Below are 25,333 nucleotides of genomic sequence, written 5' to 3'. Positions count from 1 at the left end.
CGGGGATCTTCAGCGGGCCGCCTCCGCGCGGACCGCCTCGGCCCGGACCACCGGGTGCGCGGTGAACTCGAAGCCGACCGAGTCCACCGGCGAGACGGTCACGCCGGTGTCGTCGAACTCCGCCGTGTACGTGCGGGTGCAGGGATCCCCCGTGTGGCAGACCCGCAGCTCGAACGTGGTCGGGCCGCGCCACCCACCGGTCGTCGCGATCGGGTTGGCCGCGCCGTCGAGCGTCGTCATCGTCGACGGCACCCACCGGCCGGGCACGCAGGCGAACTCGTGCGCGCCGTGCTCGTCGTGCAGCTGGACCGTCCAGCCGTGCGGTGCTCGTACCACGGCGAAACCGGCGATCCGGGACGGCTGGTCGATATCCGGGCGGTGGTGACGTCGCGGCGGCACCGGCGGGTCGGCGGTGTGGAAGCGGCCCGGCAGGTCCTCCCGCGGCTCGGCGGTGCCGGTGACCGCGGGCAGCTCCAGCCCCGCCACCCGCGCCGGCTCCAGCGGGCCGAGCAGGTGCGCCCACACGGCGTCGAGGACGGCCTGCATGTCCTCGGTCGCGGCGGTGACCGCGACGACCGTGTCCAGCCCCGGCAGCACCACGATGAACTGCCCGAACGCGCCGTCCGCGCGGTAGCCGTCGTGCCGGCACCGCCAGAACTTGTAGCCGTAGCCCTGCTGCCAGTCCAGCGACTCCTGGGAGCCGGTCGGGTCGGCGTTGGGCACCTGGAGCCGGGTGGCCTCGTCGACCCATCCGGCCGGCACCAGCTGCCTGCCCTGCCATCGGCCGCGCTGCAGGTACAGCTGGCCGAACGTCGCCAGATCGCGGGTCCGCAGGGTCAGGCCCCAGCCGCCCGCGGTGATCCCGCGCGGGCACGTCTCCCAGGCCGCGGGCCCGAACCCGAGCGGCTCGAACAGCCGCGGCCGCAGGTACTCCAGCAGCGTCCCGCCGGTCAGCCGCTGCAGGATCGCCGACAGCGCGTACGTGGCGCCGCTGTTGTAGACGAACCGGGTGCCGGGCTCGTGCACGACGGGATGCCGCAGGAACCCCCGGACCCAGTCGTCGTCCGGGTCGGCCGCCATCGACTCGCCGGACTCGGTGTCGTGCCCGGTCGTCATCGTCAGCAGGTGCCGGACCCGCATCCCTCGCAGGTCGTCGGCGCCGCCGAGGAGCTCGTGGACGAGGTCGTCGACGGTCAGCAGCCCTTCGTGGACGGCGAGCCCGACCGCGGTCGACGTGAAGCTCTTGCTCAGCGAGTACAGCGACTGCGGCACGTCCTGCCGGTACGGGTGCCAGTAGCCTTCCGCGACGGTCTCGCCGCCGCGCAGCACCAGGAAGCTGTGGACGCCGAGCCGCTCCGCGTCGCCGATGAACCCGTCGATGGCCATCAGCGGAGCCTACCCACCGCACCTTACGATGATCGTGATGGAACGGCTGACGCTACGACGCGACGACGCGACCCTCTCCGTCCTCGCCGGCGGCTCCGGCCCCCCGGTCGTCCTGCTGCACGGCCTCGCGGGCAGCGCGTCCGAGCTCTGCCCCACCGCCGAGGGCCTGCTCGACGCGTACACGGTGATCGTCCCGGACCAGCGCGGCCACGGACACTCGACCCGCCACCCGGCGGACGTGTCCCGCCGCGCGTACGTCGGCGACGTCCTGGCCGTCCTCGACGCTTTCGCCGCCGGCCCCGCGGTGCTCGCCGGCCAGTCGATGGGCGCGCACACCGCGATGCTCACCGCCGCCCGGCACCCCTCCCGCGTCCGCGGCCTCGTCATGCTGGAGGGCGGCGTCGGCGGCGACGACGGCGACTACCCGAGCCGCCTCGAGGCCTGGTTCGCCTCCTGGCCGGTGCCGTTCCCGTCGCGCGCCGCCGCGGCCGAGTTCCTCGGCGGCCGCTCCCTGGCCGCCGCCTGGACCGCGGACCTGGAGGAGCGCGACGGCGGCCTGTGGCCCCGCTTCGACGGGACCGTGATGACCGCCGCCATCCGCGGCGTCGCCGACGAGGCCCGGTGGTCCGACTGGTCCTCGGTCACCGCACCGACGCTGCTGGTCCGCGGATCCTCCGGCACCGGCCCGGAGGGCGAGGTCGAGCGGATGCTGGCCCTGCGCCCGGCCGCCACCCACGTCGTCATCCCCGACGCCGGCCACGACGCCCACCTCGATCAGCCCGCCGCCTGGCTCGCCACCCTCCGGTCCTTCCTCGACCGCCTGCCGTAGCGACCCGCCTGCCGGCCACGGTCACAGGTCCTCAGCGAGACGCTTGACATGGGCCGCGCGCTGCCGCAGCAGGCGTCGAAGGTACGGCACGAGCAGCACCCGGGTCACCAGGAACCCCAGCGGACCCAGCGGCGCAACGACCGTCATGTGGTCGGTCATCCGCGTCCGGCCGCCACCGAGGTCGTCGAAGACGTGTTCGTGGCGAAGCGTCCGGAACGGGCCGCTGACCTGCTCGTCGGTGAAGCGGCGCGGAGCCTCGTACGCGGTGACCCGGCTGGTCATGCGCCACACGAAACCGAAGTGGCGCGCCCGGAAGGTCACCTCGTCGCCGAGCGCGACCCGTCGCCGGCCGGTGCTCGTGGTGGCCGTCTCCCCGCTGGACGCCAGGGAAGCGGCGTGCACGTCCATGTCGAGCTCCAGCCCGAAGACCACGTCGGCGGCGGCGCCGATCTCCGTCACGACCTCGATCAGCGCGGGCACCCCGCAAGCGTATGCCGGTCGGTTCCGCCACCTGTTCCGCCACCTGTGAAGATTCTGTAGCGGGTGTGGCGGCACACGACGACGGGCGCCTATGTTGACCGCGTGCGGCGGGGATCACGGACGGCGGCGTGGGTCACGGCGGCGGTGCTCGGCACCGCGTGCTTCTGGGACCCCTCACCGGGCTCGCGCTACTCGGAGCAGCGCCCCGTCGACCTCACCGACGACATCGTCGTGGGCGTCTGGGTCGGCCACGTCAGCGGCGCCACCTACACGTTCGCCACCGATGGCACGTTCGACGCCGTCGGCGTACCGACCGCCACCTTCGACGGCGCCCGGCGCCGCACCGGGAGCCCGATCGGGCCGTACCACTGCCACGGCGCCTGGCGCATCGCAACGGACCGCCACCTGCTCACGCTCGACGTGACGTCGATCCGCGACGAGCGCGACGGGCAGCCGTACCCGCAGCCGCGCACCGTCACGTTCAGCGCGACACAGTGGGTCAGCGACCCGCCGGACGTCCCGGCGAAGCCCCTCACGCTGGCGCTCGGCGCGGACCGGATGACGGAACGGTGAAGCGGCGCACCGCGCTGGCCGTGCCGGCGCTGCTGCTGGCCGCGGCCTGCGGGCTCGGCGACGCCCTGGCCGACTACCCGACGGAGCCGGTCGAGGTGGGCACCGCCGACCTCGTCGGCGTGTGGGCCGGCTACGAGAGCTCGGCCCGCTACGACCTGCGCGCCGACGGCACGTTCACGGCGACCGGCGTGCCGGTCGCCCAACTGGGCAGCCTCTACGAGCGCACCGGCCGGGTCGGCCCGTTCCACGGCAACGGCCACTGGAACCTCGGCACCGTGCCACGGTCCTCGCCGCAGACCTCACGGGAGGCCGTCCTCGACTTCGACGAACTCCTCGACACCGACAACGCCAGCCTCGAACAGCGCGGCGACATCCACCTCAACGCCGCGACACCGACCGACGCCCCCGACCACGTCCTGATCCTCATAACCACCGGCGACTGGTTCCAACGGCTGCCCTGAGCCCGGCCTTCCGTCAGCTGTCTACTGCTTGCGACGCTTTCGGTTGACCGTGACGGCGATCACCGTGATCACCGCGGCGACCGTCAATGCGATGCCGAGCACAACCGGTAGGTAGTACTGCGCTTTCGGGTCGGTCGCGAAGAGAATGACGGTCGGGACCCCGAGCAGGACGTACAGGATGATGGCCCGCGGATCGAGCAGGATCCGCCGTGCTCGCCCCTTCTCCCGCGGCACCTGCGGCACCGACGGCACCAACGGAACCGCCGATGCCGCTTCTGCGGTTCGGTACACCGACGCACCCACGGTCTGTTCCCGGGTGGGCGTGCTGTCGGCGGGCGCCGCGACAGTGCCCAGGGCGCCTTGCGCCACCACCAGTTCGGGCTGGTCCAGCAACGTGGGCGCGATACCGGTCGCCTGATGCAACATCGTTGCCACGAGCGGGGTCCGGCTGCCGCCACCGACCAGGAACACCCCGGCGATGCGGTCCTTCCCGGCGCGCGACTCCCGCATGGTGGCCTGGGTCAACTCGACGGTCCGCTGGAGCAGCGGCCGGGCCGCCGCCTCGAACTCGGCCCGGGTGACAAGCACGTCCCGCCGCAGCGCCCCGATGTGGAACCCGGCCGCCGGCTGCCGCGACAGCGCTTCCTTGGTCTCGCGGGCGTCATCCCACAGGGTCCGGTACTGGCGGCGGCCGTCGGCATCCTGCGGCGTCATCACACCTCGCCAGGTCTCGGCCTCCTGCGGGCCTACGGTGCCGACGACGTGTTCCACGATGAGGGCATCGAGATCGAGGCCGCCCAAGTCGTCGATGCCGCGGTACGCCAGGGTTTCGAAGCCACCGTCGGTGCGCCGCACAACGCTGACGTCGAGCGTGCCGGCGCCCAGGTCGTAGACCACGACCACCTGCCCCGGATCGACCCGGGTGCCGGTCGAGGTCGCGAAGTACGTGGCCGCGGCGACCGGCTCCGCGACCAGCTCGACCGGCCGTCGACCTCGGCATGGATGGCGGAGGACAGCAGCGGCGAGGCGTCGAACAGCAGCGGCTGTGCACGTCCGTCGGGCAGGGCCAGTACCGCGACGGTGGACGACGTGCCGTAGTCGATCGCGAGGTGAACAACCACCGCAACAGCATATTGATCAGCAGCACCGGAGCCCTCAGACGATCGGCCGGGAGCACGGGGGCCATCAAGGGCTACCGCAGGACGCCTGCCGCACGGCGGCCGGCTTCCCTGGCCCGCTCACTCGGGTCGGCGTTCGTCGCGTTCCCGGCGGTGTGTATCGATCGCGGCCTGCAGGGCCAGCCAGGTGGGATCGGCGTCGTCGGTCGTGGTCACCGGCTCCAGGTCGTCGGCGCTCCAGGTGCGGTGTCCGTCGTGACGGACCATGCTCGTGTCCAGGTCGGCGTCGTCGGGCAGTTCGGTGGTCGCGGCAAGGAATTCCTCGACCTGGGTCCGCGCGACGGACACGACCGCCGGCCGGGTGTCCCCTGGCACGTCCATCACCGCGAGCCGCCCTGAGCGGTCGGCGACCACCAGCTGACCCGTCGACATGACCGCCAGCGCACTGACCGGCGCAGCGGCGACGCCGTGCTCGGACACCTGCGCGTTCTCGAGATCGATCCCGAGGACGCTGCCCTCAGGTGTGCCCACGAGAAGCACCGCTGAGCGCGGCGCGAAGGCGGTGTTGTGGCGGGACCAGCGGGTCTGTTCCTCGAGCCAGTCGGACGGATACGGGTGGCCGGGGTACGGCTCACCGAGGTTCGTGTGCAGCACCTTGCGCATCGTGGGGAACTCGAACACGTCCAGGGACTGGAAATACGCGTTGCCCCGGATCGCCAGGTACCGGCCGTCGGCGGAGAAGGCCGGAGCCTCGTAGCCGTCCGCGTCGAGGAGGATCGCGTGCCGGAGCAGCCGCATCCGGGCGGGAACACCCTCCTCAGGCCGGGCGAAGAGCACGTCGGTCGCCCCCTGGTCACTGCACAGCGTCACGACCAGCCCGCCGCCGGGGTGCTCGACCACTGCGGTGTCCCATCGCGGCGCGACTCGCAACACCCCCGTGACGAGGTCCAGAGCATCCGACCGTTGCCACGCCTCGTCGTCGTCCAGCGACGAGGTCGGCGAGGCCCACAGCGTCCGCCCGTCAGGGCTGTATGCGACGGCACGATAGCCGGCGTCCGAGGGTGCCCCGGCCACGTCGGCGACACCACCCGGGGTCCACCGCCGCAGCGCCTTCGGGCCGGCCACCACCAGGCTGGGCTCGCGCGGGTGCCAGGCCGGCGAAGGGACCATCTCGTACCGGTCCCACGCATCGGCCGGATAGGCGGCACCGCCGGCGTCGACGATGCCGTGCTCGCGAAGCCCACGGGGTCCGAGCTCCCACACGTGGACGGCGGGCCGGGCGGAGTCCAGCCCGGCGATCAGCGGCAACCGGCTGTGGCACACGAGCCGCTCCACGAAAGAACCGCCCGCGACGACCCACTCAGCGCCGTCTCCACCAGCCACACCAGGGACCCTACGCGAAGGGCCTCCCCCTCACCGCGCGAGTGCCGGGGGCGTAGGGCTGCCGGCAGGACGTACCCGGCCGCCGGGAGCACCCGTCCCGGCGGCCGGCGGCGGAGGTCAGGTGAGCCGGCGGCGGATCCACAGGAAGCCGAGGCCGGTCAGCAGCAGGCTGAGGACGAGGAACGCGGCGAGCTCGATCCACTGGAACGGCCAGTACCGGTCGCCGGGCTGGTAGGTGAAGGTGAAGCGCAGGTTCTGTCCGGCGGTGCAGGCCATCGACTCCTCGAAGCTGCCCATGGCCATGCAGGGCTTGGCGTCGGCGATCAAGTAGTCGGAGCCGTCGGGCTTGTAGAGGCGCATCTCCTCGACGAGGGGCCACACACCGGGTTTGGTGTAGCCGTGGATGCTGCCGCCGGAGCCTTCGCCGCGGAAGCCGAGGCCGTTGATGGACGAGGCGGCCGACGCGTCCAGCGCGACCGTTTCGGTGACCGGCGGCATGATGTGCTGGCGGATGCCGTTGGGGACGGCGATCTGTACCGCCGCGAAAACGGCGAGGGTGATGGCCATGGCGGGCAGCGTGCGGCGCACGATCATGCCGGTGACGGCGCCGAGGGTGAAGGCGAAGAGCGCGTAGCCGACCGGGACGACGTTGCGGGCGACGAAGGTCAGCGCGCCGAAGCGTTCGCCGGTCACCTGGTCGTAGCGGCTGGCGCTCCACGTGAGCAGGAGGCTGAGCAGGCCGACGACGGCGGCGGTGGCCAGGCCGATGAGGCCGAGCTTCGCCGCCAACCAGCGGCGGCGGGTCACGCTCTGGTTCCAGACCAGCTTGTCGGTCTTCTCCTCCAGTTCGCGGGCGACGAGCGGCGCGCCCCAGAAGATGCCGGCGAGGGCCGGGAGCGCGAGGAGCACGGCGCCGATGATGCCGAACGGGGCGTTGTAGTCGTGGACGAAGGACCGCAGTGCGGCGGCGCACTCCGACGGCGTGCAGCCGGCGATGCCCGTGTCGTAGGCGTCGCGGCTGCCGAAGCCGAGCAGCAGCAGGTAGACGGTGAGTGCGGCGAGCGCGGCGGCGGTCACGACCGCCTGCACGCGGAACTGCCGCCAGGTGAGCCAGATCATCGGTGCGCCTCCGCCAGCATGGGCGTGCCGTCGTAGCTCGCCGCCCGGGTCAGGTATGCGAGGACGAGGTCCTCGAGGTCGACGCGTTCGGCGCCGTCGATCGGGGTGTCCGTGCGCACGATCATGGTGTTGTGTTCGGCGTGGATGATGTCGGTGCCGGCCGGCAGCCCGTCGAACCCGGGGAGCGTCCCGATCAGCCGCTGATGCTGTGCCAGCAGTCCCGCGACGTCGCCGCTGAGCTGTACCCGGGCCGAGGCCAGCACGATGAGGTGGTCGCAGACCCGCTCCAGGTCGCCGAGCAGGTGCGAGGACAGCACGACGCTGACCCCGAGCTCGCCGACGAAGTCCAGCAGGTCCTGCAGGAACGCCCGGCGCGCCAGGGGGTCCAGCGCCGCCACGGGCTCGTCGAGGATGAGCAGGTCGGCGCGTTTCGCGGCGGCGATCGTCAGGGCGAGCTGCGCCCGTTGCCCGCCGGAGAGCCGGCCGGCCTTCTGCCGCGGGTCGAGGTTGCGCTGCCGGATCCGGCGCTCGGCGAGGCCGGCGTCCCAGCGCGGGTTCAGGTGCGCGCCGAGCCGCAGGTGGTCCGCGACGGTGAGGCCGGCGTAGACGGGCGCGTCCTGCGCGACGAACCCGACCCGGGCCAGCTGCGCCGCGCTGGCCGCCGGCGGGTTGCCGAGCACGCTGATGCTGCCGGCGCTCGGCGCGATGAGCCCGCCGACGAGGCCGAGCAGCGTCGACTTGCCGGCGCCGTTGGGGCCGACGAGGCCGACGACGCGGCCCTCCGGGACGCTCAGCGTGCAGTCGGTCAGCGCCGTGACGCGCCCGTAGCGTTTGCCGAGTGCCTGGGTTTCGATGACCGCTGTCATCGCTCGCTCCTACTCGTCGAAGGATCATGTCGAGGTCTGTTCTAGACAGCGGACGGTCACAGCACGGTCCGTGACGCTGTGACCGGTCTGTGACCGCGGTCCGGATAACCTCAGCCGATGCGGGTGCTGGTGGTGGAGGACCAACCTGAGCTGGCCGACTCGGTCGCTCGGGTACTGCGGCGCGAAGGCATGGCCGTCGACGTCGCCTACGACGGTGCCGCGGCGCTGGAGCGGACCTCGGTCGTCGACTACGACGTCGTCGTGCTCGACCGTGACCTGCCCGTCGTCCACGGCGACCAGGTCTGCCGCACCCTCGTCGCGCGGGAGTCGCAGACGCGGGTGCTGATGCTGACCGCTTCCGGCACGGTCGCCGAGCGGGTCGAGGGGCTCGGCCTCGGCGCCGACGACTACCTGCCGAAACCGTTCGCCTACGCCGAGCTCGTCGCCAGGGTCCGCGCCGTCAGCCGACGGTCCCGTCCCGCGACGCCGCCCGTACTGACGCACGGTGACCTGCGGCTCGACCCGGCGCAACGGGTCGCGGCCCGGGCCGGCGCCCGGCTCCCGCTCAGCCCGAAGGAGTTCGCGGTCCTGGAGTACCTGCTGACCTGCCGAGGCCGGGTCGTGTCCGCGGAGGAGCTGCTCGACCGCGTGTGGGACGAGGCGGCGGACCCGTTCACGACCACGGTGAAGGCGACGATGAACCGGTTGCGGGCCAAGCTCGGCAGCCCGCCGCTCATCGAGACCGTCCCCCGCGCCGGGTACCGGATCTGATGCGCCACGGCCCCAACCGCCTCCGGTGGCGGCTCACCCTGGTCATCTGCGGAGTCTCGGTGGTGTCCGGCGCGGTGCTGCTGGTCATCATGTACAGCCTGTCGAGGGGCCTGAACAGCGACGTCAAGGCGTTCCTCCCGCACGCCGTGCCGCCGCCGCCGACCCCGCGCCCCATCGGCCCGGCGTCCGATCCCGGGCCCCTCGTCGACCCCGTCATCCGCCCGGTCGAGGAGCCCAGATCGCTGGTCACCGTCCCCGCGCTCGCGCTGGCGATCATGGCGGGTCTGTCCCTCGCCTTCGGCTGGCTGATCGCCGGCCGGCTGCTGCGCCCGGTCCGCACCATGGCCGGCCGGCTGCAACAGATCTCCGACCGCAACGTGCACGAGCGGCTCGCGGTGGCGGGCCCCCGCGACGAGCTCAAGGACCTCGCCGACACCGTCGACGGGCTCCTCGGCCGGCTGGAGACGTCACTCGACGCGCACAAACGGTTCGTCGCCAACGCCGCGCACGAGCTGCGCACCCCGCTGACCGTCGAGCACGCGCTGCTCGAGGAGCCGCTCATCGACCCGGACGCCGACGTCCAGGCGTTCCGGGAGAACTTCCAGCGCCTGCTGTCGATCAGCGCCGGCCGGGCGAAGCTGCTCGAGGCGCTGCTCACCCTGTCCGGCAGCGAGCACGACCTGCCGCGCGACGAGCCGGTCGACCTGGCCGGCATCGCCGAGCAGGCCCTCGCCGACCGGGCCGGCGACCTCGACCGCGCCGGGCTGCGCGCGGTGCCGTCGATCGAGCCGGCCCGCATCCACGGCGACCCGCTGCTCGTCGCCCGTCTCGTCGCGAACCTCTGCGACAACGCCGTGCACTACAACGCGCCGGGCGGCCGGATCGAGGTCTCGGTCCGGCCGCTGGTGGGACGGGTGTCGTTCGCGATCGCCAACACCGGGCCGGTCGTCCCGCCCGAGCAGGTCGACCGGCTGTTCGAGCCGTTCCAGCGGATGCACCGCACCGCCGACGACGGCCACCACGGCCTCGGCCTGTCGATCGTCCGCGCCGTCGCGACCGCCCACGCCGCCACGATCGAGGCCGCTCCCCGCCCCGGCGGCGGCCTCGTCATCGAGGTGACGTTCCCGTCGTCGCGCACCTGACCCCCGGCGTCAGGCGACCAGGGACCGCGCGGGTCACGGGCTCCCGGCGGCGGTCACGGCGTGCGCCGCACGGCCGGCAGCGGCAGGTCGGCGTGCAGGAGGTGGTAGACGGCCACCCGGTCGGGTTCGGTGAGCAGCGCGGGGTCCTCGCCGGGGAGCAGCTCGCTCGACATGACCGTACGTACCGCGGCGTCGATGGCCTCGGCGGACTCGGCGAGCGTCACGATCGTGACGGCGTTGCCGCCGGCGCGCAGCCGCAGCGTCCACACGATGCCGGGCACGTCGCGGACGGCGGGTGCCAGCCGGGTCGCCGACAGTTCCTCGGCGGCGGCCCACTCCGCCGGGCGCGGGCCGTCGAACGTGACGACCTGCATGTACCTGGCGGGTGCGGCGCCTCGGCCCGGCTGTGCCTCGACGACCTGGAAGGGGCCGTGCGCCGACTCGACGAGCATGATGCCGTCGCCGCTGCCGAGCGGGCGGCCGACGAGGGCGGCCCGGGCGCCGTCGAGCGCCTCGTCGACCCAGGCGGTGTCGACCGGGTGCGCTGCGGGGACGGTCTCGATGGAGATGTTCATACGGACGAGCATGTCGGCGCGCCGGGTGCCGGACATCAGTACCGTCACTGAAGCCGGCACTGAACCGCGATACTGAGCCGATGCCCACGTTCGTCGGCCGGGACCGGGAGCTCGCCGCGCTCGCCGGTGCGCTCGAGACCGGCGGGGTCGTGCTCGTCGAGGGGCCGGCCGGCGTCGGCAAGACGATGCTCGTCGACCGGGCGCTGCGCCAGGCAGGTGTCCGGGCGGTCCGCGGCTACTGCCCCGCCGAGCCCGCGCCGCCGCTGTGGCCGTGGCGGGCGGTGCTGCCGGTGGACGGGACCGCCGGCGCGGTCGAGCCCGCGGCGGCGGCGGCGGCGAGGTTCGCGGCGCTGGCCCGGATGAGCGACGAGGTGCTCGCCGCAGGCCTGGCCGTCGTCGTCCTGGAGGACCTGCACTGGGCCGACACCGCGTCCCTGGACCTGCTGCGGCACGTCGCGCGGCAGGCGGCCACGGCGGGCGTCACGGTGATCGGCACGGTCCGGGCGCCCGCGCCGGACGAGGTCGCCCTCCGGCTCGCGGACCTCGGCCGGTACGGCACGCTGCGCGTCACGGTGCCGCCGTTCACCCTCGACGAGGTCGCCGAGCTCGTCGACGCGGCCGCGGCGCCCGGGGTCCTCGCCCGCACCGGTGGGCTGCCGCTGCTGGTGACCGCCGTCGGCGCCGGCTCGGGACCGGGTGACCTGCAGACGGTCGTACGGACCCTGACGGCCGCGCTGACGCCGGCCGAACGCGGCACGGTCGAGGCCGCCGCCGTGCTCGGTGAGGAGGTCGACGAGACGCTGCTCGCCGCGGTCGCCGGCGCGCCGGTCGCCGGGTCCCTGACGGCGGCGCGGCACGCCGGGGTGCTGACCGTGACGCAGGACGGCCGCCGGTACCGGTTCGCGCACGCCCTCGTCCGCGACACGATCGTGGCCGGACTGGAGCCGGCGGCGCTGCGCCGGCTGTCCCGGTCGGCGGCGGAGACGCTCGAGGCGGGTGACGAGCGGCCCGCGGCCCGCATCGCCGCGCACTGGCGGCTGGCCGGTGAGCGCGGACCCGCCGCCGCGTGGTCCCGCCGGGCCGCGGCACAGGCCCTGGCCGCCCACGCCTACGACGACGCCGCGGCCCATCTCGAGGCCGCCACGGACGCGGCGGCACCCGCCGACCTGCTCGTCGAGCTCGCGCAGGCCTACTACCTCGCCGGCCGGTACGACCGGTGCCTCGACCACTGCGTCGCGGCGGCCGACGCGGCGACGGCCGCCGGGCGCGGGGACCTCGTCGCGGCCGGCGCGCTCGTGCTGCAGGGCGTCACGTACGCGCACGCCGGCAGCGTCGTGACCCGGCTGTGCCAGCGGGCGCTCGCCTACGACGACCTCGGCGACGGCCTGCGCGCCAGGGTCCTCGCGCAGCTCGCGGTGATGGCCGCCGACGCCGGGCAGGTCGCCGTGGCCTCGCCCCTGGCGCGGGAGTCGCTCGCGCTCGCGGCCGCCAGCGGCGACCCGCACGCGGAGGTCGCCGCCGCCCGCGCCCGCGAGATGACCCTCGTCCACGCCGCCGACACCCCCGAGCGGCTGCGCCTCGGTGACCTCGTCGCCGACCGTGCCGACGCGCTCGGGCAGCCGCTCGCGGCGCTCATCGGGCACGAGTGGCGGATGCAGGCCGGGTACCTCAGCGGCAGGCTGGACGTCGTCGGGTCCGCGGCCACCGCGATCGAGGACCTCGCCGCCCGCTCACCGTTGCCGGTCCTGCAATGGCACCGGCACCGGATGCTGGCCAGCCGGGCCGCGCTCGCCGGCCGTTTCGGCGAGGCGGTCGAACACAGCGGCCACGCGACCGCGATCGCGCTGGCGTCCGGCGACCACACCGCCGCGTCGATGCACTTCGCGCACGGCGTGCACGTCGCCGTGCTCACCGGCGATCCCGCCACCCTGCCCGAGGGCCTCGACGAGGCGTTCGCGTCGGCGCCGCTCGACCCGCTCGTCGACATCCAGCGGGCGACCGTCGCCGCGCTGACCGGCTCGATGTCCGAGGCTCGCGAGGTGTACGAGCGGCTGCGCGCCCGGCTGCCGCTCCCCTGGACCACCCGGCGTGGCCCGCCGTCCTCATCCAGCTGGTCGATCTCATCGAACGGTTCGACGACGCCGCGGCGGCGGAGCTCACGTACCGGCAGCTGCTGCCGTTCCGCCCCTACCCCGGCGCGCTGGGCACGGCGACGGTGTTCTTCCACGGCACGGTCAGCCGGCACCTCGGGCAGCTGGCGGCGGTCATGGGCGACACCGCCGGCGCCGAGGAGCTGCTCCGCGAGGCGCTGACCCGCAACCGGGCGATCGGCGCCCGGCCGGACACCGCCCTCACCTGTCTGAGCCTCGCCCGGGTGCTGCGCGGCGCACCGGAGGCGGACCGTCTCACCCAGGACGCCCTCGACATCGCGGCCCGGGTCGGCATGAACGGCGCGGTCACCGGTCGGCTCCCCGCCACCGCCCCGTCCACCGCTTCGATCACGGCGCCACTGACCGGTTCGACCACTGGTTCGTTCAGCGATCCGTTCACCGCGCGGGAACGCGAGATCGCGGCGCTGGTGGTGCAGGCGCTCACCAACCGGCAGATCGCCGCCCGCCTGGTGCTGTCCGAACGGACCGTCGAGTCGCACGTACGCAACATCCTGGCCAAGAGCCAGTGCGCGAACCGCACCGAGTTCGTCGCCCGCCGGCCCGCGCCGTAGCCGCCCGGCTCAGATGCGGGCGCCCTTGGCCAGGTTGCAGCGGCGGCACAGCAGCTGCAGGTTGCCGGCGCTGGTCGCGCCGCCGCGGCTCCACGGGATGACGTGGTCGAACTCCAGGTACTCGGTGGCCTGACACTCGACGCAGGCGCCGCCGTCACGGCGCCACACCTCGGCCCGCACCGCCGGCGGCACCGACCGCGAGTCACGCTGCGCGGGCACGGCCGCGATGCGCTTCGCGACCCGCAGCACACCGGTGAGGACGGCCGCGACGTACTCGGGGTCGCTGACCTCGTATGTGCCGGCGCCCTTGTTGACGGTCGCGGCGACCACCACGTTCGCGTACTCGGGCCGGATCTCCAGCACCTTGGCCCAGCTCAGGTCGGCACCGCCGGTGTCACCGACGAAGCGGAGCTTCGCGTTCGTGGCGATGAGCCTGCCGTTGGCGCGTTTCGGCCCGCTGGACAGGTACCGTACGTGCACCGCGGGCGCCTCCAGGTGCAGGATCTCGCCCGCGTCGAGGTTGAGGGTGGTCTGCTGCACCCGTGGCACCTCGCCGTTGCTGATCAGGCCGATCTCCAGGCCACGCTGCAACCTGCGGCGCATGTCGGTGATGGCCGGGTCGGCGATGCCGAGTTGCCGGACCGCCTCGTCGAACCCATCGACCTCGTGCTGCTCGATGATGTCGTCGGCGAACGCGAACGTCAGCACCCGGTGCAGGTGATGCAGCGCCAGCGGCCGCAGCACCTCCCGGCCGTTGGCCTCCGACACCCGGTAGTACCGCAGCTCCGACCACAACGCGTCCCACGCGGGCCCGTCCGGACCGGTCGAGGCGAGCACGTCGGCCGCCTTCCGGCGCCACACGCCGAGGACGTTGGCGATCTCGGGCTCGCACCGGGCGCACCCGTTCTGGTACTTCGGCCCGCCGCACCGCCCGCACGCGGCGATGCCCTCCTGGTAGTGCGGCACCCGCTGGACGCTCCACTCGGTGCCGGTCCACCACTGCAGCATGCCGGGACTCCCCGGTGCGGCGTACCAGTCGGGCCGCCGCGCCTGCTCCTGCCGCACGGCCGGGGCGGGAGCGGGCGCCGGCGAGTCGGGTTCGTCGTCGTCGTCGATCGAGACGCCGAAGCCCGTCGCCAGGCCCGAAAGCCCGCTGTCCCACCCTTGCCCCACGGCCCTGAACTTCCAGCCGCCGTTGCGCCGGTACAGCTCACCGAACACGACCGCGGCGACCCGCTCGACGTCCACCAGCGGGAAGCTGGCAAGGACCCGCCCGTGCGCGTTGGCGACCGTCACCGCCAGCCCCGGCACGGTGTCGAACGTGCCCGCGTCCATCGACCCGGCGATGACGACCTTGTCCACATCGGACGGCAGCCGGCCCAGGTCCACCGCGACGCTGGCCGTGCACTGCCCGTCGGTGGACAGCTCGACCGCGCCGCCGGCCCCGCTCGGCTGGTTGTAGAACACGAAGTCGGCGTCGTCGCGCACCTTCCCGGCCCCGTTCAGCAGCAGCGCGCACGGGTCGACGGCGGACCCGGTCCGCCACGCGACAAGCACCTTCACGACCGTCTCGCCGATCGTCGTGTTCGCACCCCGCGCCAGCGCCGCCACCGTCATCAGGCCACCTCCGGCCGTGAAGATACCGACACGCACCGCCACCCGGGGATCACTCCGCGCCGAAACCAGCCGATCGCCACCCGGCCACACCGTTCAGGTCCGCCCCTGTCGTCCGGTACGCGAACCATCCGTCCCCGAACGGTCGAAGGTCTCTGCCCGTACGGCGGCACGTCGCGGCATCGATCGAGATAAAAATTTACTGAACTCGACCATATTAAGCCGGTAGGATTTAGCGAGAATCGGCGACGATGGTCGGTATGCGTCTCTTTCGCCGACGTCCGAAGGTCCTGCTCGCCGCCGCGACGGCACTGCTCGCCGCCGTCGCCGCGGCGGCCTGGTCCGCCGTCCCGGGTGCGCGTGCCGCCGCGGCCGCGTCTCCGCCGAACATCGTGTTCATCCTGACCGACGACCTGTCCTGGAACCTGGTCCAGTACCTGCCGCAGGTCCAGCTGCTGCAGCGCGACGGTGTCACGTTCACCAACTACACGGTGACCGACTCGCTGTGCTGCCCGTCCCGCTCGTCGATCTTCACCGGCAAGTTCCCGCACGACACGGGCGTCTTCACCAACGGCGGCACCGACGGCGGCTTCGGCGTCTTCAAGGGCCGCGGCAACGAGGAGCGGACCTTCGCCACCGCCCTGCAGGCCCGCGGCTACTCGACCGCCATGATGGGCAAGTACCTCAACGGATACCTGCCCGGTGACACGCAGGGCGGCAGCCGGCCGTACGTGCCGCCGGGCTGGTCCGAGTGGGACGTGGCCGGCAACGGGTACGCGGAGTACGACTACGACCTCAACGAGAACCACACCGTCGTGCACTACGGCTCGACCCCGGCGGACTACCTGACCAACGTGGTGGCGGGCAAGGGCAGCGCCTTCATCCAGCGCAGCGCGGCCGCGAACACCCCGTTCCTGCTGGAGATCGCGACGTTCGCGCCGCACGGCCCGTTCACCCCCGCGAAGCAGGACCTCGACGCGTTCCCCGGCCTCACGGCCCCGCGTTCCCCGGCGTTCAACACCCTGCCGGCCGCCGCGCCGGGCTGGCTGGCCGGCGCGGACCCGCTGACCGCCGCCGAGAAGACGAAGATCGACACGGACTTCCGCAAGCGCGCCCAGTCGGTCCAGGCCGTGGACCGGATGATCGGCCGGCTGCGGACCGCGCTCGCGAACAGCGGCGTGGCCGGCAACACCTACTTCGTGTTCAGCTCCGACAACGGCTTCCACCTCGGCGAGTACCGGCTGCCGCAGGGCAAGCAGACGGCCTTCGACACGGACGTGCGGGTGCCGCTCGTCATCGCCGGGCCGGGGGTGCCCGCCGGCGCCACCCGCGCCGAGATCGTGCAGAACATCGACCTCGCCCCGACCTTCCAGCGGCTCGCCGGAGGTACCGTCGCCGCCGACGTCAACGGTCGCAGCCTGGTGCCGCTGCTGCAGGGGCAACCGGCGGCGAACTGGCGCACCGCGTCGCTGATCGAGCACCACGGCCCGAACGCCGCCGCCGACGACCCCGACGCGCAGACCGCCCGCAACGGCAACCCGACCACCTACGAGGCGCTGCGCACCGCCACGTACACCTACGTCGAGTACACCAACGGCGAGCTGGAGTACTACGACCGCGTCGCCGACCCGTTCCAGCTGAACAACGTCGCGGCGCAACTGTCCGCACCCCGCCGCGCCGCCCTGCACGCCGCCCTGCAGCAGCTGCGCGACTGCCACACCCACGAGTCCTGCTGGACCGCGGGCCACGTGACCGCCTGACCGCCACCGCGGGGGTCCTCCCGAGGGCCCCCGCTCCGGGTGCCGAGACTGCAACAAACCTGCACACGCGCCGCCTTGTCGCCAGGAAAGCGCTTGCCTTACGGTGAATGACGTCGATGCGGATCCGCCCCGCTGCCCGCCGCCCCGGGAGCGCCGCCGATCGCGCCGCGCCTGTGTGCGCAATCCGTCTTTCCGGAGGATCCATGAGTCCACAAGTCCGAACCCGCCCGCGCACCCGCCGCTGGCTCGCCGCGTCCGCGGCCGTGCTGGCGGTCGCCGGCGTGGCACTGGCCAGCCAGGTCGCGTTCGCCGACACGGTGTTCAGCGCGACGTTCGAAGACGGCTCCACCAGCGGCTGGTCCAAGTCCGGCGGCACGTGGAGCGTCGTCACCGACGGCAGCAAGGTGCTGCAGCAGTCCAACACCGGCAGTGAGAACGCCCGCGACTTCGCCGGCGACACCAACTGGACCAACTACACGGTGCAGGCCGCGGTCAAGCCGCTGTCGCTGGGCTCCGGCGGCTTCGTCGGGCTCCTGGCGAGGTCGACGAGCGCCACCACGTTCTACCGGCTGGCGCTGCTGCCCGGCAACCAGGTGCAGCTGCAGGCCGTCAGCAGCGGCTCGGTGACGGTGCTCGGCGGCGTGTCGCGGACCGTGTCGGCCGGCACCTGGTACACCCTGGCCATCACGGTCAACGGCAGCGCCATCAGCGCGTCCGTCGACGGCACCCAGGTCGCCGCCGCGAGCAACACGTCGATCACGAAGGGCCGCATCGGCCTGCAGACCGCCTACTCCAGCGCCAACTTCGACAACGTCACTGTGACCACCGGCGGCACCACGCCGACCCCGACGGCCACGACCACGTCGCCGCGGCCCTCGACGAGCCAGTCGCCCCCGACGAGCCCGTCACCGTCGACGAGCCAGCCGCCGTCGTCTGCGCTGTACGTCGCGCCGAACGGCAGCGCGGGCAACCCGGGGACGCAGGCCAGCCCGACCACCCTCGCCTCGGCGATCACCCGGGTCACCGCCGGCGGCACCATCACCGTGCGCGGCGGCACCTACAACCTGTCCTCGACGGTCACCATCGCGGTCGGCAACAACGGCACGTCGGGCGCGCCGAAGCGGATCACCGCGTACCCCGGCGAGACCCCGGTCCTCAGCTTCGCCGCGCAGACCGAGGACCCCGCCAACCGCGGCCTGGCCGTGAACGGCAACTACTGGTACATCGGCGGCATCGTCGTCGAGCGGGCCGGCGACAACGGCATCTTCATCGGCGGCAGCAACAACACGATCGAGCGCGTCGTGACCCGCTTCAACCGCGACAGCGGCCTGCAGATCTCCCGCGCCGCGTCGGACACACCGAAAGCCCAGTGGCCCTCGAACAACCTGATCGTCTCCTCGGAGTCGCACGACAACGCCGACTCCGACGGCGAGGACGCCGACGGCTTCGCCGCGAAGCTGACCAGCGGCACCGGCAACGTGTTCCGCTACACCGTGTCGCACAACAACATCGACGACGGCTGGGACCTGTACACGAAGACCGACACCGGCGCGATCGGCCCGGTCACCATCCAGGACTCGCTGTCCTACAGCAACGGCACGCTCAGCAACGGCACCGTCAACACCAACGGCGACCGCAACGGCTACAAGCTCGGCGGCGAGGACATCGGCGTCAACCACGTCGTGCAGCGCAGCATCGCGTACCGCAACGGCAAGCACGGCTTCACGTACAACAGCAACCCCGGCGCGATGACGATCTCCAGCAACCTGTCGGTCGACAACGCCGAACGCAACTTCTCGTTCGACGCCGGCACCCACACGTACCGCGGCAACACCTCCTGCCGCTTCGCGGTCAGCGGCTCGAACGACAAGACGATCGGCAACACCGACAGCAGCAACCAGTTCTGGACCGGCACCAACGGCTCCCGCTGCACCACGTACAGCGGCGCCCTGGCCTGGTCGTTCGCCTCCGACGGCCGCCTCGTGGTGACCCTCGGCGGCCGGACCGTCAGCCTGTAGGGACCCGTCAGTGGCGGGCCGCGTCGCGGCCCGCCACCTCGGCGGCGGTCAGGACGGCGGCCACGTCCGTCAGGCGGGCCGCCAGGTGCGGCGCGGCGGTGCGCAGCCGGGTGAGATCACGGCGGGTGTCGAGCAGCTGCGACCACAGGACCGCCCGGCCGCGCTCGGCCAGGTCGACGGCCACCTCCGGCCGCGCGGCCCGCACGGCGACCGCGGCCGCGTCGACGCCGAGGGTCGTGCCGTCCGCGCGCAGCATGCGCTCCCGGCCGCCCCGGTCGAGCCCGCGCCAGGCCGACCTGGGCAGCATGTCCACGGCGACCACGGCGGCATCGGTCGCGCCCGGCCAGTCGCCGGCGCCCGCCGTCAGGTTGAGCCACTCCCGCGCGCTGCCGAGCCGGTCCAGCGCGGCGGCGTCCTCGTCGCCCGCCGCCTCCCGGTACTCCCTGACCGCGGCCCGCAGGTCGTCGGGAGCGCGTACGGCCCGGTAGCGGGCGGCGTAGGCGTCGCCGAGCCAGTGCCGGAAGCGCCAGCGGTCCGCCCGGTCCCGGCTGAGCCCCGGCCCGGCGGCGATCTCGGCGAGCGCCACGGCCTCGTCCAGCGACGCGCCGTCTCCCTGCTCGGCGAGCAGGCCGGCCAGGTTGCCCATCCGGCCGGCGCGGTAGCGGTCGGCGGGCGGCGTGCGCGCGACCACGGTGCGCATGACGTCGATCGCCTCGCGCAGGTCCGCCGGGTCCCGGCGGTGCCGATGGCGTGCCGTGAGTGCCCCGGCCAGGTTGTTCTGGTGGTTGAGCCGGTCGAGAAGGCGGGGCGTCGGCAGGCTCGCCGCGTCCCGCCCGGCCGCCACCGCCCGGTCGAGGTCGGCGCCGTCCCCGGTGGCCGCGAACCTGCCCCGCAGCGCCGAGCACAGGTGGGACAGCAGACCGGGCACTGCGGGCGCCGAGGCGGGCAGTCGCGCCACCTCGGCGTCGAGGATCGCGATCGCCTCGTCCAGGTCCGCCCGGTCACCGAACCGGGCGAAGCGGGCCCGGAGCAGATCGGACAGCAACGACCGGTCGCTGCCCGGCGCGGCCCGCAGCCCGGCGACGGCGGCGTGCAGGTCCGCGGGGTCGCCCAGCCGCTCGTACCGGATACTCAGCGCCTCCGCGTGCCCGGACACCGCGGCGGCGCGCGCCGGGGCGTCCGCCGCGGTGTCCCGCAGCCACGACCGGGCGAGCGCGACGATCCGGTCGAGGTCCGCCGGGTCCTGGCCGACCTGGTAGCGGGTCGTGATCACCGAACGCAGGCTGGACCTTCGGGTCCCGGCCCGCCGGTCGTCCGGCGGCGTCGCCGCGATCGCACCGCCGAGCAGCTCGGCAGCCCGGTCGAGGTCGGTGCGGTCCAGGTGCAGCTCACCCCGCGCCCGCAGGGAGAGTGCCAGCATGGCCCGCTCACCGGGGTCGCCCGAGAGGTCCACCGCGCGTTCGGCACACCGCACCGACTCGTCCAGGTCGGCGGTGCCGCCGGTCGCGTGGAACCGGTCGCGCAGCGCGACGCCGAGATTGGACAGGTGCAGCGACAGCGCGGGCCCGCCGAGCTCCACCGCCGCCCGGCCGGTGGCGATGGCCTCGTCGAGGTCCGCCGCGTTGCCGGTCCGTTCGAACGACGTGCACAGCATGACGGCGAGTCCTCCGGCGATGAAGGCCCGTCGCGGATGGCCGGGCCCGGCAAGGGCGGCCGCCTGACGGGCCCATCGCAGCGCCGACGCGAGGTCGTCCTCCCACTCGTACGCCAGACGGGCAAGGGCGAAGAGATCCTCGGGGTCACGGCTGTGCGCCTCGATCAGCCGACGGGGCCCGTCCGGCACGAGGTCCGGCCGCCCGCGGAGCAACTCCTGGAAGAGGTTCATGGCGGTGGCGAACGCGTCGGTGTCCCCGGCGTCCGCCTGGTGCCGGCACAGGTGCAGCATCGCGAGCGCGCGCAGCTGCTCGGGCCGGATGGTGCCGGTGGCGCCGACCGTCGCCGCCCACAGCGCGGCGGCCTCGGCGACCGCCGCGCGGTCCAGCACCGCCGCCGCGTCGCCGCGCTCCACGAACGCGGCCACCCGTCGCTCGACCGCCTGCCAGAGGTCCCCGGTCAATGGAACGTCACGCTGACCTTCAGGCGGAGACTCTGGGACGTGTCACTGATCCGGTTGAGAGTGGCGGCGAACGACGGCCCGAACTGCTTGAGCACCGTCCGTACATTCGCGGCGAACTCGAGCTCGCGGTGCGCTTCGGAGCTGATGTCCAGCTCGAGGACGTGGCTGCCGAGGGCGTTCACGGACGACCGGCGCTGGCGGATCAGGCTGCTCACGACCGGATCGGCGATGAGGTCGCCCTCCCGGGCGGTCGCCTCGGCCGCCTCGAGGTCCGCCTCGCCGGTCTGCCAGGACCAGCGGGCCTGGACGGACTGGGCCATCCGGTTCAGCCAGGCGCCCCGGCCGTTGCCGTCGACCTCCAGGGCGCGGGTGCTCAGGTCGACCGAGCCGGTGACCTCGCCCTTCTCGGTGACCTCGCGGACCTCCTGCACCTCGAGCTCCCGCGCGCCGAGGAGCTGGCACACGACCGCGAACCGGTTGAACTTGCCGAGGGCGATCTGCTCGTAGGCCGTGACCGCGTCCACGTATTCGCCGCCGTCCCAGCGGTTGCGGACCAGCAGCATGCCGGGCCGGAGCCGGTCCGCCAGCCGGGCCAGGGCGGGGAGCTCGCTGAACGGCGGGCGCAACGGCACGGGCACGACCGTCGTGAACGGGTCGGTGAGGAGGTCCGTGTTGCTGGCGCGGGCGTCGGTGTACTGGTCGCGGCTGATGACGACGAGCCGCCGGCGCAACTGCGGCGGCCGGCTCACCGGTGCCCCCGGGCGGGCGCCACGGTGCCCAGCAGCCGCCGGAGCCAGTCGCGCAGCCGCGACGGCAGCGCCGCGAATCGCCGGAAAGGGCGGGTCGTCCGCCATCCGTCGGCCAGTGCTTCGCGGAGGGTCGCCGGCTCGACGTCCACGTCGCCGGCCCGCAGGATCTCCGCCGCCTGCGTCGCGCAGCGGGTCGCCCAGTCCGCGCCGCCGACCCCCGACACGACGACCGTCGCCAGCAGGCGCCGGCCGACCGGCACCTCGACGAGCAGCGTCTCCGCGCGCCGGACGGCCCGGCCGTGAGGTCCCGACGTGTCGACGGCGGCCCGGTCGACGATCTGGTTGAAGAGCCGGTGGATCCGGGCGCGTCCGCCGGTCGGGCCCGGGTCGAGGGACCGGCCGTCGTACCAGGCCAGTGCCGGTCGGGCCGCGCCGAACTCCAGGTACACCACTCGTAGCCGTGCCTTGCCGGTCATCATGTCCGCTCCCATGCGGCGATCTGGTCCATGATCCGTTCGCTGAGCACGCCGGCCGACTCCGGTGACTCGAGGCTGCCGGCCACGACGCGGACCCGGCCGGTGCCGCCGAGCTTCAGCACGATCGGCTCGAGCTGCTCGGCGAGATGCTTGCGGTAGGCGTCCTCACCGAGCTCGGCCTGCCTGGGGTCCTGGTCGCACCAGGTCACGGTGAGGACGCAGAGTTTGGCCCTGCCGCCGTCCAGCCAGGGCCGGATCAGCCCGGCGGAGTCCTCGATCCTCTCCCACCCCTTGGTGAACGGGCCCTCCCCGTCCGGGTGCAGGTCGGCCGCCCGCACCTCGTCGACCAGATCCACCGCACGGACCAGATAGAGCACCACGGCGCTCGCCTCGGCCGGGCCCTTCCACTCGGCCCAGTCGCTTTCGTCGCCGCTGAGATCGGCGAGCTTCCGGAACACGAACCGCCGGTCCCCGGAAACGGTCTTGACCCGGTCGAAGTTGCGTTTCGCCTGCGTGTGCGCGTGCCCCTCGTCGACCCATTCGCCGCGCCAGAAGTCGATGAGGGTGGACTTGCCGCTGTCGTTGACACCGAGCACTGCGATTCGCAGGCTCCGGCGCCACTTCCGCGCGGCGACGGCGGCGCCGACAGCGCCCGCGGCCGCGATGCCCGCATAGATGAGGATTGGGATCGGCATGGTCACCTCCGCTTCGGAACTGACGGACAGCGCGGGACGGTTCGGTCGGTCGGGCGGGCAGGAATGGCCGTCCGAGCGGCGGTCGCCGCCGTTCGTTCGGCGGTCCGGCGGTTCGTGGCTGGCTATGATTCCGGTCGATGACATCCGAGGATGCGGTGCGGACGTGGTGAAGCGCCGCGACCAGGAGAAGGCACGGCAGCTCGTGCAGAGCGGCATCAACCTCAACCAGGCCGGCAAGGCCAGCGAGGCGCTCGCCGCGTATGTGCAGGCCATGCAGCTGGATCCGGACAACAGCCTGGCCCCCAACGGCCTGGCGCTGCTGATCGCGGCCCGCGCCACCTCGCCGACGCAGCTGGATCAGGCGCTGCAGCTGGCCGAGCGGGCCATCGCGTCCGCCGGTGATCCGCTGCTCAAGGCGATGTGTGTGAGCACCCGGGCCGAGGTGCGTCTGCGCCGCGGGGAGCTGCAGCTGGCCATCCAGGACTCGGTGGCCTGCCTGCAGATGCTGGGCTCGAAGGCGCTGCCGCAGACCCGGGCGCTCGTGTTCCGGCGGATCGGCACGGCCCGGCAGTTCCTGGGTGAGCTCGACGCGGCGTTCGAGGCGTACCGCCTGGCCGTCGAGGCGGACCCGGCGGACGTCAACTGCCGGATGCTGCTGGCGCGCCTGGCCAAGGACCGGGGCGACCAGGTCACGGCGCTCGCCGAGTACACGAGCGCGATCTCGATCGTGGCGGGCGAGCAGCAACGCTTCGCCCAGCCGGCGCAGCTGCTGGCGACGCTGCTCAACGACCGGGGCTGCGTTCGGGCGGCGGCCGGCGCCTACGCCGAGGCGGAGAAGGACTACCAGCTCGCGGTGCGGTTCGATCCGCAGTACCCGTACGCGTACGTCAACTGCGCGTTCGAGGCGGGCCGTCGCGGGGACCGGCCGGCGATGGTGCAGTACCTCGACGCCGGGCTGCAGCGGGCCCAGCAGAACGACGCCCACCTGATGAACACGCTGCTGACCGAGGTCGCCGTCGGCGAGAACGGCGACGTGATCCTCGGCGTGCTCTACAAGCACGGCCGGATCAGCCCGGAGGTGTACCAGAAGCAGCTGGAAGGGCTGCGGCAGCGCAGCGGGCCGGCCCGCCCGCCGAACCCGGTCGGCGACCCGGCGGACGCGCTGCCGGTCGGCACCGCGCAGACCGCGGAGGCTTCGGCCGGCGCGATGCCCGCCGCCCTGCCGAAGGCGCGCATCGTGGTGTTCGCGGCGAACCCGCTGGTCAACGACCAGCTCGCGCTGGGCCGGGAGATCCGGGAGATCCAGGACAACCTGCGGGCGAGCCGGCACCGGGAGGCGTTCGAGATGGAGCCCTGCCTGGCGGCCCGCCCGAACGACCTGCTGCGGTACCTCAACGAGTTCATGCCGCACATCGTGCATTTCAGCGCGCACGGCAGCCGGGCCGGCGAGATCATCCTCGTCTCGGACGGCGGTCAGGGCTGGCAGTCCCGCGACCTCGATCCGAGCGTCCCCGGCTCCGCCGAGGGGCGGCAGGCGGTGAGTGCCGCGGCCCTCGGCGAGCTGTTCCGGATCATGAAGGACAACATCCAGATCGTCGTGCTCAACGCCTGCTACTCGGCGATCCAGGCGAAGGCGATCAACGAGCACATCGACTACGTCGTGGGGATGCGCCGGTCGATCCGGGACGACGCCGCGATCGTCTTCGCCGCCGCGTTCTACAGCGCGCTCGGCTACAACCGCTCCGTCGTGGAGGCCTTCGAACAGGCGAAGGTGCAGCTGACCATGACCGGGATCCCCGAGCAGGACGTGCCGGAGCTGCTCGTGCGCCCCGGCGCCGCCCCCAGGCTCATGTTCGGCACCGTCAAACCACCCAGCGCCTGACGGTCCGCCCTGCCGTCAGCGCGGCTGCCGGACCGCGCCGGACCGCAGCCCGCGCATGCCCTCCTCGACGCGGGCGAGCTCGTCGAGCATGGCCGTCGCCGCGCCGGCCATCACCGGCGTCGCGGACAGGACGCCGTCGTGGATGAGCTGGGCGTGGAACGGGATGTTGACGCTCTCGAAGACCGGCACCATGCGCAGCGTCGTCACGACCTGCTTCAGCTGCTGCACGGCCCGGGTGCCGGCGGCGACACCGCCGTAGGAGACGAAGCCGACCGGCGCGTAGGCCCACTCCTGCGACAGGTGGTCGAGGGCGTTCTTCACCGCGGCCGGGTAGCCGTAGTTGTACTCCGGGGTCACGACGACGAACGCGTCCGCCTCCTCGACCTGGGCGCTCCAGTCCCAGGTGTGCTGGTGCACGTACTGCCGCAGCCGCGGGTGGTGCGGGTCGGCGAGCAGCGGCAGGTCGATCGCCGCCAGGTCCGCGATCCGCAGGTCGAAGTGCCCGTGCTGCTTGACGTGGTCGGCGAACCACTCGGCGATGGGCAGCCCGGCGCGGCCGGGGCGGGTGGAACCGATGATGACCATGAGCGTCGGCATG

The 25,333-nt window shown here is 73.2% G+C and carries 23 protein-coding genes; 10 read left to right on the top strand and 13 right to left on the bottom strand.

Going from position 1 to position 25,333, the window contains the following annotated elements:
* Positions 1–9 precede the first annotated feature (9 nt).
* Entirely contained in the window at positions 10–1,386 is a 1,377-nt protein-coding gene (locus ACZ6TV_RS36525; protein ID WP_465302661.1) for a serine hydrolase domain-containing protein, read from the bottom strand.
* A gap of 37 nt (positions 1,387–1,423) precedes the next feature.
* Here ACZ6TV_RS36525 and ACZ6TV_RS36520 point away from each other — a divergent pair, with 37 nt between their 5' ends.
* Positions 1,424–2,215 (top strand): alpha/beta fold hydrolase, encoded by a 792-nt coding sequence (locus ACZ6TV_RS36520; RefSeq protein WP_465302659.1) that lies wholly within the window; start codon positions 1,424–1,426, stop codon positions 2,213–2,215.
* Positions 2,216–2,236: 21 nt separating this feature from the next.
* On the opposite strand, the gene ACZ6TV_RS36515 is transcribed toward ACZ6TV_RS36520, so the two are convergent.
* A complete protein-coding gene (locus tag ACZ6TV_RS36515; RefSeq protein WP_465302657.1) occupies positions 2,237–2,695 on the bottom strand; it encodes an SRPBCC family protein in 459 nt (152 codons plus the stop codon).
* Between the two features lie 102 nt (positions 2,696–2,797).
* Here ACZ6TV_RS36515 and ACZ6TV_RS36510 point away from each other — a divergent pair, with 102 nt between their 5' ends.
* Both ACZ6TV_RS36510 and ACZ6TV_RS36505 read left to right on the top strand, forming a co-directional pair.
* Positions 2,798–3,268, top strand: a complete 471-nt coding sequence (locus ACZ6TV_RS36510; protein WP_465302655.1) for a hypothetical protein — start codon at positions 2,798–2,800, stop codon at positions 3,266–3,268.
* Complete coding sequence (locus ACZ6TV_RS36505) at positions 3,265–3,729, top strand: hypothetical protein (RefSeq protein WP_465302653.1); 465 nt, start codon at positions 3,265–3,267, stop codon at positions 3,727–3,729. Before ACZ6TV_RS36510 ends, ACZ6TV_RS36505 begins: the two co-directional genes overlap by 4 nt.
* A 21-nt stretch (positions 3,730–3,750) precedes the next feature.
* Here the strand turns inward: ACZ6TV_RS36505 and ACZ6TV_RS36500 are convergent, their stop codons facing one another.
* From ACZ6TV_RS36500 to ACZ6TV_RS36485, 4 genes are all read right to left on the bottom strand, one after another.
* Positions 3,751–4,704, bottom strand: coding sequence for an Hsp70 family protein (locus ACZ6TV_RS36500; protein WP_465302897.1), 954 nt, complete (start codon positions 4,702–4,704; stop codon positions 3,751–3,753).
* Between the two features lie 263 nt (positions 4,705–4,967).
* Entirely contained in the window at positions 4,968–6,230 is a 1,263-nt protein-coding gene (locus ACZ6TV_RS36495; protein WP_465302651.1) for a hypothetical protein, read from the bottom strand.
* A 117-nt stretch (positions 6,231–6,347) separates the two neighbouring features.
* A complete protein-coding gene (locus tag ACZ6TV_RS36490) occupies positions 6,348–7,349 on the bottom strand; it encodes an ABC-2 transporter permease (RefSeq protein ID WP_465302649.1) in 1,002 nt (333 codons plus the stop codon).
* Positions 7,346–8,215 (bottom strand): ABC transporter ATP-binding protein, encoded by an 870-nt coding sequence (locus ACZ6TV_RS36485; RefSeq protein WP_465302647.1) that lies wholly within the window; start codon positions 8,213–8,215, stop codon positions 7,346–7,348. Before ACZ6TV_RS36485 ends, ACZ6TV_RS36490 begins: the two co-directional genes overlap by 4 nt.
* A 117-nt stretch (positions 8,216–8,332) precedes the next feature.
* Here ACZ6TV_RS36485 and ACZ6TV_RS36480 point away from each other — a divergent pair, with 117 nt between their 5' ends.
* Positions 8,333–8,986 carry a response regulator transcription factor gene (locus ACZ6TV_RS36480; RefSeq protein ID WP_465302645.1) on the top strand — a complete coding sequence of 218 codons (654 nt, stop codon included), beginning with the start codon at positions 8,333–8,335 and terminating at the stop codon, positions 8,984–8,986.
* Positions 8,986–10,128 (top strand): sensor histidine kinase, encoded by a 1,143-nt coding sequence (locus ACZ6TV_RS36475; protein ID WP_465302643.1) that lies wholly within the window; start codon positions 8,986–8,988, stop codon positions 10,126–10,128. The genes ACZ6TV_RS36480 and ACZ6TV_RS36475 overlap by 1 nt, the downstream gene beginning before the upstream one ends.
* Before the next feature lie 53 nt (positions 10,129–10,181).
* Here the strand turns inward: ACZ6TV_RS36475 and ACZ6TV_RS36470 are convergent, their stop codons facing one another.
* Entirely contained in the window at positions 10,182–10,703 is a 522-nt protein-coding gene (locus ACZ6TV_RS36470; protein WP_465302641.1) for a hypothetical protein, read from the bottom strand.
* An 80-nt stretch (positions 10,704–10,783) separates the two neighbouring features.
* Here ACZ6TV_RS36470 and ACZ6TV_RS36465 point away from each other — a divergent pair, with 80 nt between their 5' ends.
* Both ACZ6TV_RS36465 and ACZ6TV_RS36460 read left to right on the top strand, forming a co-directional pair.
* The gene (locus ACZ6TV_RS36465) at positions 10,784–13,015 is read left to right on the top strand and encodes an AAA family ATPase (protein ID WP_465302639.1); all 2,232 of its coding nucleotides are present in this window, start codon (positions 10,784–10,786) and stop codon (positions 13,013–13,015) included.
* Entirely contained in the window at positions 12,970–13,425 is a 456-nt protein-coding gene (locus tag ACZ6TV_RS36460; protein WP_465302637.1) for a helix-turn-helix transcriptional regulator, read from the top strand. Before ACZ6TV_RS36465 ends, ACZ6TV_RS36460 begins: the two co-directional genes overlap by 46 nt.
* Before the next feature lie 9 nt (positions 13,426–13,434).
* On the opposite strand, the gene ACZ6TV_RS36455 is transcribed toward ACZ6TV_RS36460, so the two are convergent.
* A complete protein-coding gene (locus ACZ6TV_RS36455; RefSeq protein ID WP_465302635.1) occupies positions 13,435–15,042 on the bottom strand; it encodes a TerD family protein in 1,608 nt (535 codons plus the stop codon).
* 257 nt (positions 15,043–15,299) lie between these two features.
* Here ACZ6TV_RS36455 and ACZ6TV_RS36450 point away from each other — a divergent pair, with 257 nt between their 5' ends.
* Together ACZ6TV_RS36450 and ACZ6TV_RS36445 are read left to right on the top strand one after the other, a co-directional pair.
* A complete protein-coding gene (locus ACZ6TV_RS36450) occupies positions 15,300–16,799 on the top strand; it encodes a sulfatase family protein (RefSeq protein WP_465302633.1) in 1,500 nt (499 codons plus the stop codon).
* A 203-nt stretch (positions 16,800–17,002) separates the two neighbouring features.
* Positions 17,003–18,817 (top strand): 3-keto-alpha-glucoside-1,2-lyase-like domain-containing protein, encoded by a 1,815-nt coding sequence (locus tag ACZ6TV_RS36445; protein ID WP_465302631.1) that lies wholly within the window; start codon positions 17,003–17,005, stop codon positions 18,815–18,817.
* Between the two features lie 7 nt (positions 18,818–18,824).
* Here the strand turns inward: ACZ6TV_RS36445 and ACZ6TV_RS36440 are convergent, their stop codons facing one another.
* Genes ACZ6TV_RS36440 through ACZ6TV_RS36425 form a run of 4 tightly spaced genes read right to left on the bottom strand, consistent with a single transcriptional unit; the run spans position 18,825 to position 22,853 of the window.
* Entirely contained in the window at positions 18,825–20,933 is a 2,109-nt protein-coding gene (locus tag ACZ6TV_RS36440) for a hypothetical protein (protein WP_465302629.1), read from the bottom strand.
* Positions 20,930–21,682, bottom strand: a complete 753-nt coding sequence (locus ACZ6TV_RS36435; RefSeq protein ID WP_465302627.1) for a hypothetical protein — start codon at positions 21,680–21,682, stop codon at positions 20,930–20,932. Before ACZ6TV_RS36435 ends, ACZ6TV_RS36440 begins: the two co-directional genes overlap by 4 nt.
* Complete coding sequence (locus tag ACZ6TV_RS36430) at positions 21,679–22,161, bottom strand: hypothetical protein (RefSeq protein WP_465302625.1); 483 nt, start codon at positions 22,159–22,161, stop codon at positions 21,679–21,681. The genes ACZ6TV_RS36435 and ACZ6TV_RS36430 overlap by 4 nt, the downstream gene beginning before the upstream one ends.
* Positions 22,158–22,853: a hypothetical protein gene (locus ACZ6TV_RS36425; RefSeq protein ID WP_465302623.1), complete on the bottom strand. Its 696-nt coding sequence runs from the start codon at positions 22,851–22,853 to the stop codon at positions 22,158–22,160. The genes ACZ6TV_RS36430 and ACZ6TV_RS36425 overlap by 4 nt, the downstream gene beginning before the upstream one ends.
* Positions 22,854–23,016: 163 nt before the next feature.
* Between ACZ6TV_RS36425 and ACZ6TV_RS36420 the strand changes: the two genes are divergently transcribed.
* Positions 23,017–24,735, top strand: a complete 1,719-nt coding sequence (locus ACZ6TV_RS36420) for a CHAT domain-containing tetratricopeptide repeat protein (RefSeq protein WP_465302621.1) — start codon at positions 23,017–23,019, stop codon at positions 24,733–24,735.
* 15 nt (positions 24,736–24,750) lie between these two features.
* On the opposite strand, the gene ACZ6TV_RS36415 is transcribed toward ACZ6TV_RS36420, so the two are convergent.
* Positions 24,751–25,332, bottom strand: coding sequence for an NADPH-dependent FMN reductase (locus tag ACZ6TV_RS36415; RefSeq protein WP_465302619.1), 582 nt, complete (start codon positions 25,330–25,332; stop codon positions 24,751–24,753).
* Position 25,333: the final 1 nt, after the last annotated feature.

The sequence above is a fragment of the Dactylosporangium sp. NPDC051087 genome (assembly GCF_055586325.1).
This window is presented reverse-complemented; position numbering and strand designations above follow the sequence as displayed.